16 protein-coding genes and 1 pseudogene are annotated in these 14,685 nt (G+C 41.4%); 8 read left to right on the forward strand and 9 right to left on the reverse strand.

Translation table 11 applies throughout. The annotated features are described in order from the left end of the window. The first annotated feature begins 1 nt into the window (after position 1). From EJL04_RS09105 to EJL04_RS09125, 5 genes are all read left to right on the forward strand, one after another. On the forward strand, positions 2 to 349 hold the full coding sequence (locus EJL04_RS09105; protein ID WP_125104719.1) for a hypothetical protein: 348 nt from the start codon (positions 2 to 4) through the stop codon (positions 347 to 349). A 72-nt stretch (positions 350 to 421) separates the two neighbouring features. After that, positions 422 to 1,072: a hypothetical protein gene (locus EJL04_RS09110; RefSeq protein ID WP_125104720.1), complete on the forward strand. Its 651-nt coding sequence runs from the start codon at positions 422 to 424 to the stop codon at positions 1,070 to 1,072. 201 nt (positions 1,073 to 1,273) lie between these two features. Then, positions 1,274 to 1,645 (forward strand): plasmid mobilization protein, encoded by a 372-nt coding sequence (locus EJL04_RS09115; RefSeq protein ID WP_005819428.1) that lies wholly within the window; start codon positions 1,274 to 1,276, stop codon positions 1,643 to 1,645. 14 nt (positions 1,646 to 1,659) lie between these two features. Continuing rightward, complete coding sequence (locus EJL04_RS09120) at positions 1,660 to 2,883, forward strand: relaxase/mobilization nuclease domain-containing protein (RefSeq protein ID WP_125104721.1); 1,224 nt, start codon at positions 1,660 to 1,662, stop codon at positions 2,881 to 2,883. Between the two features lie 29 nt (positions 2,884 to 2,912). Beyond that, a complete protein-coding gene (locus EJL04_RS09125) occupies positions 2,913 to 3,467 on the forward strand; it encodes an Mce/MlaD family protein (RefSeq protein ID WP_029428818.1) in 555 nt (184 codons plus the stop codon). Between the two features lie 69 nt (positions 3,468 to 3,536). Here the strand turns inward: EJL04_RS09125 and EJL04_RS09130 are convergent, their stop codons facing one another. Then, on the reverse strand, positions 3,537 to 4,463 hold the full coding sequence (locus EJL04_RS09130) for a tyrosine-type recombinase/integrase (RefSeq protein ID WP_029428817.1): 927 nt from the start codon (positions 4,461 to 4,463) through the stop codon (positions 3,537 to 3,539). Positions 4,464 to 4,563: 100 nt separating this feature from the next. On the opposite strand from EJL04_RS09130, the pseudogene EJL04_RS16725 reads away from it, so the two are divergent. Next, positions 4,564 to 5,106 (forward strand): annotated as a pseudogene (locus EJL04_RS16725) (restriction endonuclease subunit S); the annotation flags it as partial. A gap of 69 nt (positions 5,107 to 5,175) precedes the next feature. Further along, positions 5,176 to 5,658: a restriction endonuclease subunit S gene (locus EJL04_RS16730; protein WP_252197892.1), complete on the forward strand. Its 483-nt coding sequence runs from the start codon at positions 5,176 to 5,178 to the stop codon at positions 5,656 to 5,658. Here EJL04_RS16730 and EJL04_RS09140 read toward each other — a convergent pair. Continuing rightward, positions 5,651 to 6,031 carry a restriction endonuclease subunit S domain-containing protein gene (locus EJL04_RS09140; RefSeq protein ID WP_125104723.1) on the reverse strand — a complete coding sequence of 127 codons (381 nt, stop codon included), beginning with the start codon at positions 6,029 to 6,031 and terminating at the stop codon, positions 5,651 to 5,653. The two genes, EJL04_RS16730 and EJL04_RS09140, sit on opposite strands and share 8 nt — an antisense overlap. 163 nt (positions 6,032 to 6,194) lie before the next feature. On the opposite strand from EJL04_RS09140, the gene EJL04_RS09145 reads away from it, so the two are divergent. Beyond that, positions 6,195 to 6,824, forward strand: coding sequence for a restriction endonuclease subunit S (locus EJL04_RS09145; RefSeq protein ID WP_241209972.1), 630 nt, complete (start codon positions 6,195 to 6,197; stop codon positions 6,822 to 6,824). Here the strand turns inward: EJL04_RS09145 and EJL04_RS16620 are convergent. From EJL04_RS16620 to EJL04_RS09175, 7 genes are all read right to left on the reverse strand, one after another. Continuing rightward, the gene (locus EJL04_RS16620) at positions 6,817 to 7,434 is read right to left on the reverse strand and encodes a restriction endonuclease subunit S (protein ID WP_241209973.1); all 618 of its coding nucleotides are present in this window, start codon (positions 7,432 to 7,434) and stop codon (positions 6,817 to 6,819) included. The two genes, EJL04_RS09145 and EJL04_RS16620, sit on opposite strands and share 8 nt — an antisense overlap. A 59-nt stretch (positions 7,435 to 7,493) precedes the next feature. Then, complete coding sequence (locus EJL04_RS16625) at positions 7,494 to 8,006, reverse strand: restriction endonuclease subunit S (protein WP_241209974.1); 513 nt, start codon at positions 8,004 to 8,006, stop codon at positions 7,494 to 7,496. Between the two features lie 183 nt (positions 8,007 to 8,189). After that, on the reverse strand, positions 8,190 to 9,305 hold the full coding sequence (locus tag EJL04_RS09155; RefSeq protein WP_125104724.1) for a PDDEXK nuclease domain-containing protein: 1,116 nt from the start codon (positions 9,303 to 9,305) through the stop codon (positions 8,190 to 8,192). A gap of 45 nt (positions 9,306 to 9,350) precedes the next feature. Continuing rightward, positions 9,351 to 10,907: a type I restriction-modification system subunit M gene (locus EJL04_RS09160; protein WP_029428812.1), complete on the reverse strand. Its 1,557-nt coding sequence runs from the start codon at positions 10,905 to 10,907 to the stop codon at positions 9,351 to 9,353. A gap of 4 nt (positions 10,908 to 10,911) precedes the next feature. Next, positions 10,912 to 11,559, reverse strand: coding sequence for a hypothetical protein (locus tag EJL04_RS09165; protein ID WP_118354601.1), 648 nt, complete (start codon positions 11,557 to 11,559; stop codon positions 10,912 to 10,914). A 10-nt stretch (positions 11,560 to 11,569) separates the two neighbouring features. After that, positions 11,570 to 14,407 carry a type I restriction endonuclease subunit R gene (locus tag EJL04_RS09170; RefSeq protein ID WP_125104725.1) on the reverse strand — a complete coding sequence of 946 codons (2,838 nt, stop codon included), beginning with the start codon at positions 14,405 to 14,407 and terminating at the stop codon, positions 11,570 to 11,572. Positions 14,408 to 14,447: 40 nt separating this feature from the next. Continuing rightward, positions 14,448 to 14,675: a helix-turn-helix domain-containing protein gene (locus tag EJL04_RS09175; protein WP_259327090.1), complete on the reverse strand. Its 228-nt coding sequence runs from the start codon at positions 14,673 to 14,675 to the stop codon at positions 14,448 to 14,450. Between the last annotated feature and the right edge of the window lie 10 nt (positions 14,676 to 14,685).

Here is a 14,685-nt window from a genome sequence, read left to right on the forward strand (position 1 = left end):
CATGACGAAAGATGAACTTGTAAACAGTCTGCAAAAACGTGACCCTCTGTTGGCTAATGCGGTCAGCAATATGGTAGACTACATTTCCGACCGCTTCCCTGCTGCTTACCCAAGCAAGGAACAGACGGAAGCAGTCAATAACTATCTTCATTCGGTCTATGCTGACGGTGACGGAACCATGTCGGTAAGAAACTGTGAGCATCGAAGAATTGCATCACAGAAAATTACCATCAATGCCATACAAGTGCTTGACAGTCCCCAACTTGACCGACTGCAACGTGTGCTTGACCATATCGCATACGACAAGGAGTATTATATGCCAGAAAGAGGCTTTGGCATGAGGCGATAGTTTCTCTTTTGACGGCAGAGAGTTTTCCGCATAACAACATGAACAGATTTACACAACAAAAATAAAACAACGATGAACAGTAATATTTTCAACAGCATTATCCTGAGTAACGAACAAGTGAACTATCTGATGGGTGGCACGGCTGGCATCAATCGCCTTTCATGCCTTTATCAACTCATTCAGATGGTGACACGACAGATTGAAACCTCAAATGAGGTTGGGGAGTCCACAACCGCATTATGGGAGGTGAACATGTCAGAGGTGGCTCTATCCAAACTATGGAAGTGTGACCGAAAAACCGTCTCCAAGATGCTTGACCACATGAACAAATTGGGCATCCTTTCTTCTGTACAGACAAGACGAGGAAGTGTTCACACATTGCTATGCATTTCTGCATGGATTGTTGACGGCAAGAAATATGTCAATCCTCACTATGTTCCCATCAACCAAAGAGACTGTTCCGGCAAGTCTAATACTATGACTTCCACAACCGCATTCCCTAACAAGGAGGATCCACCCATCAAAAATGGCGGTACTTCTCCAACACAACTTGCCAACAGTTCCTTTTCTTCCCTAACTTCAGGAAATGACAATAATGGAGAGGAGGAAGATGTTCCACCGCCAAGCGTCTCTGACATGGAACTGGAGGCAGAAGCCAGAAGGCAATTCTTCAAGGAACAGATGGAAGCGGTGGATGCCCCACAATTGCTGTTGCTTGGGTAATTTGAGAACCGTTATACAACAAGTCTGTGAACTGGTGCAACCACAGTGTGCAGCGTGCTTGTGCGTAAACTCTGATAGCAGTGCTATGCAAGAAATACCAATGTCATACAAACGCACTTCGTTTGTCCGTATGTCAATGGACTTCTTGAATGCTCGCAAGCTCGCATTGGGTTGCACACTTTTATAGAACCAATACTTGGTATGGGAAAGAAGAATATTGAAAAGGAGGTTCCGAAATACACGAGCCGCCTGATAGTAAGGCTGACACCACAGCTTCACAAGGAAATAGCGGAATATGCCGCCCTTTGTGGACTGACCACAAGCGCATACGCACGCAAACGATTGGAAGGAAAATATCCAAAACAACGCTTGACAGACAAGGAAATGGAGGCATTGAACAGCCTTTCGGATGCAAGGGGCGATATACAGAAGTTGTTCGGCTTCCTCAAAGGCCGTCCGCTAACGGAGCGTGAGAATATTCTCCGCAGTGAAATCTTCATGAAACGGTGGAGAACAAGCGCGGAGGTAATAATGAACCGCATGATTGAGATAGAGAAATACTTAACCCAATAGAACACATAATTGATATGATAGCAAAAGCAAAGGTTATAAGTCATGGCGCAAATGCTATACGTTACTCAGTGGATAAGGACAAGGCAGAGATAGTAAAAACCAACCTCTTGCCTGAAGATATTTCCCCAACGGCAATGTGGGCGAGAATGCTTGCCTTGCAGAAAAAGTTCGAGGACAAGTTAAACCGTTATCATCCGCTCAAACGGAATATGATACGTATAGAGGTTTCCCCAACCTCCGAGGAAACGCAGGGTTGGACAATGGAGAACTGGCAGGAGTTGGCTGATGATTTTATCCGAGAGTTTGATGCAGTTGACCTTTCCGCCAAGTCAAAGCGAAAGAGTGCAAAGGCAACCAACCTCAAAGAAAGCCAATACGTGATTGCACTCCATCGTGACAGCAAGAGTGGCATTATGCACCTTCACATAGATGCGAACCGCATAGACATGAGGGGCAAAGTGAATGATGCCCATTATATCTATGAGAGGGCAATGACTGCTGCCGCCAAAGTTGGGCAACAGCGTGGTTGGAAAGATACACAAGAGGTAAGCCGTCAGAACAAGGAAACAGTAACGAATGATTGTCTTTCAGTATTGGCTAAGATGCCGTACTTTGATTGGAGACTTTACACAAAATGTCTCACGCAAATGGGATATGATGTGAAACTACAATCTGATAGCAAAGGACAAGTGCGTGGCTATGCCATTAAGCGTGGCAATTCCATTTACAAGTCATCTGAACTTGGCAAAGGTCGCTGTTTGATGCCGTCAAAAATCGAAAGCACTTGGGCAAAGTTGCATCACCAAGAGGTGGCTAAAGCAGTTTCTATTCCCCCAAAGAATACTCAACAGCCAAAGAACATAACGACATCAAAGACTATGCCCACTGTGGACAACACTCCCAAGATACGACATTTCGACTTTTCTACGGACGAGTTCCACGCTTATTCTGTTGATATTTCTCAGAATTGTCTGGATGTCATCGACAAGAATATTGCCTTGGATGCCGACAATGTGTTTGCCAAGATTAGCGATGTACAAAAGACAGCCATACTTCTTTTTGCTGAATATATTGACGCAGCCACAACCATTGCTGCTCAGTCTGGCGGTGGCGGAGGTGGTGCAACCTCTGGTTGGGGACGAGATAAGGACGAGGATGAACTGTCATGGGCGCATCGTTGCGCTATAATGGCAAGCCGTTTGTGCCGGCCTCGTAAAAAGCAAGGATATGGTAGATAGCCGAATGTTCAACAAACAACGTCAGTACTATGCCAATAGGTAAAAGTAAAATATCGGATATGGATTTCGGTTCTTTCGAGAATACGATTGACAAGAACATCGAGACAGACAAGGCTTCTGACAAGTTCGACAAACAGCTTCAAGCCTACAAGAATGCAGAAGCCACTTTGAATGCTGCAAAATCAAGTCTTGATACGGCAACGATTTCCTTAACGGAGGCAAAAGACAACTTGGTTGAAGCCACCGATAAAGCTGATGCCGTTACAAAAGCCATTGACAGCTTTATTGCCAAGGTGAGAGATATAAAGTTCACGACTAAAGTTGATAATGCCGATATAGAAAAGCTAACTGATGACAGGAAGAAATACATATCGGAGGAGTCCAAACTTCTTGAAGACCACCGAAAGGAGAATAAAGAAATTCTCACTCGCCATTTCTATGATATGTCTAATATGATGTCAAGGAATGAAGGTGTTTGGTTGTCGAATGGTTGGGTGAAGGCTTTACTCTGGATTTTCCTGCCGTGTTTTCTTTACACTGTCATTTCGATTGTCTATTTTGTTGCATCATACATAGAAAAATAAGTGGAGGATGGGGTAATTTGAAATCACCTCATCCTTTTGCCGTTTATAACCAATGCTTATTTTCCTTCCCTATTTTCCAAGAGACTTGAACATCTTGGTGATGCACTTTTTCTTCTGCTCCATGTTCGGGTGAACATAGAGGTTGAGAGTTGTAGTGATGTTGGCATGACCAAGCAATACACTTACGGTCTTGTAGTCGCAGTTGCTCTCAATGCAACGAGTGGCAAAGCTGTGGCGCAGTCCATGATATTTCAGACGTGGAATGTCAAGACGCTTCATCAACCGATGATAGTAGTTGCGGTAAGTCCGTGGCTCTGTCGGTTTCTCCTCATTGGTCAGCACATAGAAATCATCGTTTACCACCTTTTTCAGAGGCTTCACCATTGCCAAGAGTTCTTTGTTCATCGGTATCTCACGGCATGAGTTCTTTGTCTTGGGCGTGTTGATGACCAACTCTGTGTGCTTACGCTCACCATCAACAATGTAGATGCGCTCAATGGTGCGGTTCACGGTGATTGTGCCGTTGTCGGTATTGATGTCCGACCATTTCAAACCGCAAATCTCTCCGATACGCAAACCAGTGGTCAGACTGATATAGATGCCGAGGTTGCGGAACGTGAAGTTCTGCTTGATGAAATCGAGGATTTTCTTGTGGTGTGCCACCGTTAGCACTTCAATTTCCTTGTTCGTCTCTGTCGTAGGGTACTTGATGTCCCACTCACAATAGTTCATCCATTCGTTCTTTACTCCGAACTTCATCACCATCTTCAAAACAATCAGAATGTCTTTCACCGTTTTTATGCTTAGTCCGCCATTTAGTTTCTGCAAAACGAACTCCTGCACAAGTTTCTCACTCAGAGCCTCACAATCGCCAAACGATGGCAATATGTGGTTCTCCAAAACTAACACATAAGCAGCATATGTGGACTGCTTAACGTAGCGTTGCTTGTCAACTTTCCAAGCCAACGCAATTTCTCTAATCGTTTTTGTTGTCATTGTAATCCTTAATTTTGAAGGTGTACATAATAATTAGAGAAAAGTAGCCTCTTATGTCCCAAATCTCAGATTCCCTGAGTTTCAGGGGGAATGGGAGAAGTACGAATTAGGTGATATTTGTGATATTATCACTGATTTTGTGGCAGCTGGAAGTTTTGCCTCTTTGAGAGAGAATGTCAAATATTATCAAGAGAACAATTATGCACAATTGATACGAACTATTGATTTAAAAAACAATTTCACCAATAGCGATTTTGTTTATGTTGATGAAGTCGCTTATGACTTCTTGTGGCGCGTTCAACTCAAAGAGCCTAATATCGTATTGCCTAACATAGGTGCGAACATCGGAGAAAAGTATTATGTCAAGCCACAAGATTTACCCAAAAACAAGAATGTTTTAGGACCGAACGCAATACTGTTAAGAAGTAAATGTAATGACACTCATTTTGTCTATTTCAGATTATCAACATCTTCATATGACAATGAGATGAAGAAGTTGGTTGGCGCAAGTGGACAGCCTAAATTCAATAAAACAGACTTAAAGAAAGTAAGTCTCTTTATGCCTTCACTGATAGAACAAAAGAGAATAGCATATTTTCTTGCATTGTTGGAAGAGCGTATTGCTACCCAAAACAAAATCATTGACAAATTGCAGTCCTTAATCAAGGGAATTGCACAGAAGATAGTTCGCAGCAACAAGCCCAATGTTCGTTTGTATGAGTGTGTAGAATGTAGTTCTTCCACCCAGCAAGAAAGTGAAGTCTGTGAGCAAGGCGCATATCCTGTGTATGGCGCAAATGGCATCGTTGGCTATCTTGATGATTATAATACAGAGGGTGAAGCCGTTTATATTATCAAAGATGGTTCTGGTGTTGGTACAGTTTCTTACGTTACAGGCAAATGTTCTGCAACAGGAACTTTGAATACTTTGCAAGCTAAAGACGGCTATTCACTTCAATACCTTTACTATCTGCTGAAAGTGTTCAACTTTGAACCTTACAAGACAGGTATGGCTATTCCTCACATATATTTCAAGGACTATGGAAAAGCCAAAGTGTTTTGCCCATCATATACAGAACAACTTCAATATGCTCGGTTGTTGTCTGCAATTGATAGCAAACTATCAGTAGAAAAGAACACTCTAAGAAACCTGAGTTTACAGAAGCAATACTTGCTCCGCCAGATGTTTATATGAACATTTGGCGAAGCAGATACTGCTTTTGTAATTCAAGCATATCTCTTTGCTTTACTATAGTTTGCATTCGTGATGATAATGTGGAAAAAGCATGTGCTATTGTTCTAACTATTTGCGTAGTTGGCAAAATGAATTCTTGATTTTGCGTTTCAGCAATATAATGTCTTTTATGCTCATCCGTAGATAAATCAAGATACTTCAAAAACTCAAATGTATAACGCAAGAGTTCTTTGTTCTTTGCCGTTAGAATTTTGATAGCAGATGATTTGACCTTAAAGGGAAAATCAACATATTTGCAATCAAGAGTGAAATCGTCAAATATTATGCAATCGCCCTTGTCGTATATTCCGTCAGTTTCTGATGTGTAACCCAAAACAAAGGCTTTGTTGGCAGTTAATACTGGAGTTCCTCCTGCTGTATATTCAGTATCTTCAACAATATATGGTTGTGGCTGCTCATAACTAAGAACATCGCCAACCTTTGCATTTAAGCCAATATCTTTTCTAAGTTTTCCAAATACATCATTTCTAATTCCCTTGATTAGGGATTTTGAAGTTCGTAGGTCTGCGATTATAGATTATGCAATAAACTCCCTTGATACTGATTTTGGTAAGTTCGGTTCTTTGTATGAAATTGCAGGTGAGGGTGGAACTCCAACAACTTCAAATGCCAGTTTCTACGATAATGGTAAGATACCATTTATCAAGATTGACGATTTGAAACAGAAATATTTGATAGAGAACAATGACTTTATTACGGAACTCGGCTTACAAAAATCATCGGCTTGGCTTGTGCCTACACGTTCTATCCTCTTTTCAAATGGTGCGACCATTGGAGAAATTACAATAACAACATATCCTGTTTGTACCAAACAAGGAATATTGGGAATTGTACCAAAGCAAAGCATTGATGTAGAGTTCCTGTATTATTTCATGTCTTCATCTTATTTCAAAAAGGCAGTTAGTTGCATAGTAACAGAGGGGACGATGAAAACAGCCTACTTGAAAGATATAAACAACATACTTTGCCCGATACCAACAAAAGAGAAGCAACAGGAGATCGTAAAAATGCCATCCGCTCTAAACTCTAAGATTGATATTGAACAAAGTATATTAAAACTATTCATTACGCAAAAGCAACATCTACTGCGCCAAATGTTTATATGAACATATGACGCAGTAAATAGGTCTTTTGATTGTTCAACAGATTAAGGGATAGGGTTTCAACATTTATTTTATCGTCCAAAGACACCAAACACTTAGCCATTCTATGTTGTTCTTTCAAACAAGGCAACAATAGTTTGGCTTTTTCTATATCTGCATAATGCAAATGAATTATAGTGCTTCCTTTTGCATATTTTGCCAATCGTCTTTTGGCAATGTGATTGAAGAAATAACTTAGATATTGAGCGTCAAAATTAGAATTTATGTGTATTCCAAACATATCACCACCTAATACAACATTGTCTATATTGATAACAGATGGAGCTATTAAAGACACTGCATCAACAGTTGTAGAAGAAGGAAATAACAAATCCCCTTTCTTGCTCAAAACCATGCCCCCTGTTTTGTTAGTGCGACTTTCTATTTGAGATATAGTTTCTCCATAAGTTGTAAAAAGTTCACCATACAAAATGCAAGGGGTTCCTGTTTCAGACAAATCATCCTTAGCTAAATTGCCTACACTGAAATGCTCTCCTAAATCTGCTATACAAACAGTCTGCTTCTCTGCTTGTCTATAATGTTTTTCAATAATCGCAGACTTTAGCTTCTTCAAGTCCTCAATGATTTTGTTTTGGGTCGCGATACGCTCGTCAAGAAGAAACACAAGATTAGCTATTTTTCTTGCTCTTTTAAAGTTGGAAAAGAGAAAGATATACCTTTTACAATGTCAGCTGAAAGATTTCCCTGTCCTCCTTGTAAGTATTTTCTAAGATTTTTTGAAACGTGTTTATTCCAAACTGATTCTATGAATTTCTTATTTTGCTTTGTTCTAATACATAGAATTGCTTGATTGATAGCTCCTTTTATTTTAGAGACTGCGATATCACCACTTGTTGCACCATACATTGCCAATAATAAATCTCCGACCTCTACCATTTTGGCAGAAGAACTATCAAATCCTGTTTGTGTTATGAACAACTCTGTACTATCAGCATGGAGTTCTCCAGAACGAATAAATGCAATATTTCCTCCATAGAAATCTTTGTTAGAAGAACTTGGAGTGCCACCCGAGAAGAAAGTACAAATCTCTGATAGCTTACACTTCTCCCACTCCCCCTGAAACTCAGGAAATCTGAGATTTGGGACATTGAGTTTCTTATGTTCGTTATTTATTGTCGTTGTCATTTTTAATCCTTAATTTAAGTTCACCATTGCGGTTCAGTTACATGGTAGTTACATACCTTTTTCCCTATTTTAGAAAGGATTAGAGGCGATTTTGATGTGCTTTCTCGACTTTCAGTTACATACCAGTTACATGTTTTCATGTTTCCTCGTATGAATGTCAAATCATAAAAGCAAATACCAAAATTATTCGTCCTTTGTACTTTTCTCTGTTTCCTTTTCTATTTTTTCTTCCAATTCTTTGATGGATGGAATGGTTCCCTCCACCTTTTTAGGATACAACTTAGATAGTTCGTACTCGGAGATTCCGATAGGCTGACTGCTACCTTCTAAAGCATACTGGGCTATGGTGTTGCTCTTTTGCTTACAAATGAGTAATCCTATGGTCGGGTTATCTCTACCTTCTTGGCGCAAGAGGTGATTGCAAGCTACTACATAACCACTTAGTTGTCCTGCATCTGGAAAGTCAAATTCTCCAATCTTCACTTCTACCACAACATAGCAAGATAACTTCAAATTGTAGAAAAGCAAATCAATGAACTTCTCCTTTTCGTCTATCTGCAAACGATACTCCTTGCCAACATACGCAAAACCTGTACCCAATTCCAACAGGAATTTCGTAATGTTAGCCAGTAAAGCATCTTTCAATTTGCGTTCATTGTATTTACCACGAACACCAGTAAAAGAGAAATCATAAGGGTCTTTTGTAATTTCTTGTGCAAGGTCGCTATTCATATCGGGCAAAGTCTTCTTGAAATTTGTCAATGCCTTTCCACTTCTTTCATAGAAGTCTGTTCCAAGGAAATTCAACAGCATAGAACGACTCCAACCGTTTTCCATTGTTTGGCGAACATAGAACAATGCTTTATGAGCATTCTCCGAACACTTGTCAATGATATAACGATGATGTCCCCAAGGTATAGAGAATAGGATAGTGTGCAAATCTTCCACAAGTTGTGGAAGATTTGTATTCTCTGATTTTTCCACAGCTTGTGGAAGACTTTTTTCAAGAGGCGAGTACAAGCAATAGAATCGTTTTGCATAGCGGACAGATGTTTCAGAAAGTCCGTCAGCATCAGGCAGTTTATGTCTTAAATCACGACTCAGTGCCGCATAAAAGCCACTACCATATTTGTTAGACGCTTCTTTTGTCTCAATATCCTGTCCTAACTCCCAATAAAAACGCAGCATTTCAGTATTCACCTTTACTGCTGCCCTTATTTGACTTTTGCGATAACGCTTGCATAGTTCTTCGACCCACTGCAAGTAATCCTTATCCAATATGTTTATTGATTCACTCATTGCTTAAACCTCTTAATTAAAAATTGCACAAAACTGGCAGAAAGACTATTCAACCAATCCCAGTTCTTTCAAATAGCCTTCAATCTCCTTGTCAAGGTCGGCACGTTTGGCTTCCAACTCCTTGATTTCCTTCATGACGGCATGAATGTCGATAGGCTCTTCTTCCTCGAAAGTATCAACGTAACGAGGAATATTGAGATTGTAGTCGTTTTCTGCCACCTCTTGCAGTGTGGCAAGATGGCTGTACTTTTCTATTTCCTTGCGCTCACGATAAGTATCTACAATTTTCTTGATGTGTTGCGGACGGAGTTTGTTCTGGGTCTTTACCTTTTCAAACTCCTTACTTGCATCAATGAACAGGATGTTGTCATCCTCTTTACGGCATTTCTTAAACACCAAAATACAAGTCGGAATGCTTGTGCCATAGAAGATGTTGGCAGGGAGTCCGATGATGGCATCCACATAGTTCTTCTTCTCAATGAGAAAACGACGGATTACGCCCTCGGCATTACCACGGAACAACACACCATGAGGAGCAACACAAGCCATTGTGCCACCCTCATTAAGGTGGTAAATCATGTGGAGAATAAAGGCGTAGTCGGCTGTCTTGCGTGGTGCCAAGCGTCCTGCCTTGCTGAAACGGTCGTCGTTGTTGAACTTGTCGGCTGCACTCCATTCGGCAGAGAAAGGTGGATTTGCGACGACAGCGTCAAACTGAGTGTCGCCAAAAGCATCAGCCTCTAAAGTATCGCCATTCTCAATGCGGAAATTGCTGAACTTGATACCATGCAGAAGCATATTCATACGAGCCAAGTTGTAGGTCGTAGGGTTCTTCTCTTGTCCGAAAATCTCGTTGGCATGACCGATGCTTGCAGCACGGAGCAGCAACGAACCACTACCGCAAGTTGGGTCATAGACATTGCGCAGACGAGCGTGACCGATGGTAACAATTTCTGCCAAGATACGGCTCACTTCCTGAGGTGTATAGAACTCGCCAGCCTTCTTGCCGGCACCAGCTGCAAACTGGCTAATCATATACTCGTAGGCATCACCGAGAATGTCAATCTCTTGCGATGCTTCTACACCGAAATCTATGTCATCAAGGGCAAGAAGAACATTGCTCACCAATGTGTTCTTATCATCAGCAGTCTTTCCCAACTTAGGCGAAGCAAGGTCAATGTCAGAGAACAGACCGCCAAAGTCCTCTTCGCTGTCCTGTCCGAGAGTGCTGTCCTCAATGCGCTTCAATGAGCGTTCGAGCATAGGTAGGATGTTCTCTTTCTTCTTAATGCTTTCAATGACTGACGAGAACAGGAAGTTTGGCTCTATGAAGTAGCCGATGTTTTCCAAACAGTCAGTCTTTACTTCTTGTTGCAATGCTTCAATATCCTCGTCTTTCTCCATTGCCCACAATTCCTTGAACGTGACTTCATCATCCACCAAGGCGGAGTTTGCATGTTTCTCTATCTTCTCCGACAAATACTTGTAAAAGATAAAGCCAAGGGTAAAATACATGAAGTCACTGGCTGACATATTGCCACGCAGTTTGTTTGCGACTTCCCAAAGCTGGTCACGGAGTTTCTGTTGTAATTCTTCGCTCATATCGTTATTTCTTTTTTATTTTCAATGTTTCACTAATAAAGACATTGTCATCGTCTTTGTCTGTTATATACTGATGGCAATACTTCCCTTTCCCCTTATTTAGTATTATAACGCTATTCCAAAAAGAGGTATGATTGATGGTATAGCCTGGGTCTAAACAAAATATTTTTTCAACAACCCCTTCTTGCTCTTCATAGCCAATAGCAAGTATTGCATGAGCACCACCTCTAAATGATATGGCAGTAACCAAAGGCAAGTTGTCATTTATTGCAGTTTTAAGTTCTTCTACAAATATGGTTTGGTCTGATAGAGAAGCCGTATATTGTAGTGCAGATGATGTTACTTCTTTAGCAAAAGAGTGAGAAAGTTTTTCTTTGATTTCTGAGAAATAGAAACCATCACGGCAAAGTCCTTCTGTTACAAAGAACTCTTTGAAAAGCCTTCCTTTGGCGGTATTTCCTTTGAATGTAGTGTTCAAGTTTACAACTTGGCTACGAGTGAGAACCTTTAGTATAAGAAGATTCATCATCATAGAATACACAGCACATGCTCCATCCATTTCACCTTGTTGTAAATGGATAGGTTGCCACTTGCGGTTATACACGCTGACTCCAAGAGCCGTTATATCTATATCTCTAACTATCTTTATCATTGCAATTTTGTCATTCCCAACTGAATGTTCTTATAATAGAACGCAGTTTATCGAGTATTCTTGTTAATGCTTTGCGCTTTTTTATCAGTCCCAAGTGCTTCTCTTTCAATGCCTCTTGTATGATTTCTGGCTGCTCCTTTTGTAGATAGTCATATTCAGAAAGGTAATGATTGAGCACGGAAGCGTCCAAATCTTCGTCCTTGGCAAGCGTATTGATAGCATTGTTACGCTCTGTGACGATATAGTTGTTCAATCGCTCTTCAAGGTCGCTCGTACCGTCAGCCTTTTGTTTGCGAGCCATGAAGTTGTCACGGTCATCATCTACATTCTTCTGGATAAATCCGTCAATGAGCTTTGCCTTACTGCGAAGTTCGGCATCCTTTATCATTGTGTCGATGATGTGCTTGCGCTTTTCTGAATAATCCTCGCTGTATGGATTGAGGTCTGCAATCAACTCCAAAATGTAGGCAACATTGATAATGTCACTATGCAACAATTCCAAGCAGAAGTCAATATCCGTAAGTTTATGATCTTCTGGAGTTGGTTCGTCTTCATTAGGGTTGGGAGTTGGCTTTGGTGCAGGTGGGTCAACCAAAATAATGCTGTCATGAATGTCAAGATACTTGCTGCGGAAGTCCATAAACTGCTGTTCGGTCATGCCAAGGTCGGGAGCATCTACATCAAACTCGTCATACACCTGTATCTCTGCGTGTTTCTTGATGATGTCACGGAAAGCAAGGATAAACTGCTTCTTGTCGTTCTCGCTTTGGAGATAGTCCACGTAATGTGGTTCAGGATAATGTGTCAAGAAATCCTTGGTCAGTTCTTGATAGTTCTTCTTCACATCATCAAACGGCGGACGCACTATATCTTCAAGATTGTTGCTGTTGCTGAAAAGTTTGATAGACTCGTCCACCTTGCTTTTCAAGTCACGGAAGCACACCACCTTTCCGAAACGTTTCTTCTCGTTCAGCACACGGTTGGTACGGCTGAACGCTTGCAGTAAGCCATGATACTCCATGTTCTTATCAACATAGAGCGTGTTGAGTTTCTTGCTGTCGAAGCCAGTAAGGAACATTCCTACCACAAGGCAAAGGTCGAGAGGCTTCATGTCGGCCTTCTTTTTCTTCATGCGGAGGTTGATGTCATCGTAATACGCGCGGAAGTTTTCGGTGGTGAAACTCGTTCCATACATATTATTATAGTCATCCATGATGGCTTGTAACTCGTCAGCCTCACCTGTGCTGTCGCTTACATAGCCACCTGTGTTCATGCCTGTCTGCTCGTCATCTTGGCTGCTGTTGGCAGCGTATGTGAATACCGCACCAATTCTAATCTTCGGATTGAGACTCTTGAATATCTTGTAGTAGCGGATAAGCATTGGCACAGACTGCACGGCAAACAGTGCGTCAAACTCACCGTCAAATGTTGACTTATTGAAATTATTAAGGATGAATTTGGCTATCTCCGTCATGCGGTCTTGCTCGGCATTGTCCACATCCTCGTTGCCGTGGTAATACTCCACAAGGAAACCGAGCACGTTTTCATCGGCAATGGCATCCTTAATAAGATACTTGTGAAGGCAGTTACCGAAAATCTCTTTTGTAGTGTGTCCGTCCACGGCATTCTCCACAAAAATAGGCGTACCAGTGAAGCCGAATATCTGCGTATTGTCAAAGAACTTCACGATGTTCTTATGGCATTCTCCGAAATGGCTTCGATGACATTCATCGAAAATCATTACGATACGAGAATGGCGTATTTCCTCAATGCGACTACTGTACCACTGCTTGCTAACAGCGGCATTCAACTTCTGGATGGTAGTGATGATAATCTTAGAATTGCTGTGCAGACGCTTCACCAACTCATCCGTGTTGTCGGTACTGTCAACGGCACCAGGCTCAAAGGCCTCGTATTCGGCTTGCGTCTGAGTGTCAAGGTCGTGGCGGTCAACCACAAACATAACCTTATCCACATCGTCCAACTCAGAAACGAGTTGTGCAGCCTTGAATGAGGTCAAGGTCTTGCCTGCACCAGTTGTATGCCAAATATAGCCATTGTCGTTGGAGTTTTCTACACGGTCAAGAATTTTCTCCACCGCATAGAACTGATAAGGGCGAAGCACCATCAGGCACTTGTCACCCTCATGCAGAACGATGTACTTGCCTATAATCTTGCCCAACGTACACTTGTCGAAGAACACTGTGGCAAACTTCTCCAAGTCGTTGAACGGCACATTGGCTGCATCCGTCCAGTTGAAAGTGAACTTATAGCCACTATTCGGGTTGTTGGCAAAATAGCGAGTGTTCACACCATTGGATATGACAAACAACTGGATATAGTCAAACAATCCATGAAAGGAAGTTTTGTGGTAGCGTTGTATCTGGTTGTACGCCTGTTTCAACTCCACACCTCTGCGCTTCAGTTCAATCTGAACCAAAGGCAAACCGTTAATGAGTATCGTCACATCATAACGGCACTTTTTCCTTCCTTCAACTGTAATTTGGTTGGAAACTTGAAACTCGTTTTGACACCAATGGGTACGGTTCAAGAACTCCACCCACAGGCGTTCACCACTTTCAAGTTCAAGCGGAAAGAGGTCACGAAGTTTCTTTGCCTTCTCAAAGCGAGTGCCACCTTCAAGATAAATTAGTATCTTTTCAAATTCAGACTCAGTAAATTCTGTGCGACCGAGTTCTTCCAATTTCTTCTTGTTGTGTATCTCCAACTGCTTCTTGAAATTGGCAGACAGGTTCTTCTCCTCCTCAATATGAACATACTCGTAGTTCATCTTTTGAAGAGTGTCTATAAGTCCGTTTTCGAGAGCGGCTTCACTTTGTACTGGCATATCTTATCTTGTTTTTATCATTACACTTATGAGAATATGACTATTCATCCATTTGCAGGAAATGAATATACAAGGCATTCTCTATTTTGCTTATGGCTTCAAGCGAAAGGTTTTCTCGTCCTTTTAAGATTTTTGAAATGTACTGTTGCGTACAATTCATTTTTTCAGCCAACATCTTTTGAGTCATTCCAAGTTCCTTCATTCTTGCGGACATGGCATTGGCTATCATTTGAGAATGATTTAACCATGATTTTTCTTCTTGGCTCATTTGTGTTCCT

This window comes from Prevotella marseillensis (genome assembly GCF_900625065.1).
Lineage (GTDB): Bacteria > Bacteroidota > Bacteroidia > Bacteroidales > Bacteroidaceae > Prevotella > Prevotella rara.

Coding starts and splice junctions, on each gene's coding strand:
- EJL04_RS09105 (WP_125104719.1), top strand. CDS start 2: ATGACGAAAGATGAACTTGTAAACAGTCTGCAAAAACGTGACCCTCTG.
- EJL04_RS09110 (WP_125104720.1), top strand. CDS start 422: ATGAACAGTAATATTTTCAACAGCATTATCCTGAGTAACGAACAAGTG.
- EJL04_RS09115 (WP_005819428.1), top strand. CDS start 1,274: ATGGGAAAGAAGAATATTGAAAAGGAGGTTCCGAAATACACGAGCCGC.
- EJL04_RS09120 (WP_125104721.1), top strand. CDS start 1,660: ATGATAGCAAAAGCAAAGGTTATAAGTCATGGCGCAAATGCTATACGT.
- EJL04_RS09125 (WP_029428818.1), top strand. CDS start 2,913: ATGCCAATAGGTAAAAGTAAAATATCGGATATGGATTTCGGTTCTTTC.
- EJL04_RS09130 (WP_029428817.1), bottom strand. CDS start 4,463: ATGACAACAAAAACGATTAGAGAAATTGCGTTGGCTTGGAAAGTTGAC.
- EJL04_RS16625 (WP_241209974.1), bottom strand. CDS start 8,006: ATGACAACGACAATAAATAACGAACATAAGAAACTCAATGTCCCAAAT.
- EJL04_RS09155 (WP_125104724.1), bottom strand. CDS start 9,305: ATGAGTGAATCAATAAACATATTGGATAAGGATTACTTGCAGTGGGTC.
- EJL04_RS09160 (WP_029428812.1), bottom strand. CDS start 10,907: ATGAGCGAAGAATTACAACAGAAACTCCGTGACCAGCTTTGGGAAGTC.
- EJL04_RS09165 (WP_118354601.1), bottom strand. CDS start 11,559: ATGATAAAGATAGTTAGAGATATAGATATAACGGCTCTTGGAGTCAGC.
- EJL04_RS09170 (WP_125104725.1), bottom strand. CDS start 14,407: ATGCCAGTACAAAGTGAAGCCGCTCTCGAAAACGGACTTATAGACACT.
- EJL04_RS09175 (WP_259327090.1), bottom strand. CDS start 14,675: ATGAGCCAAGAAGAAAAATCATGGTTAAATCATTCTCAAATGATAGCC.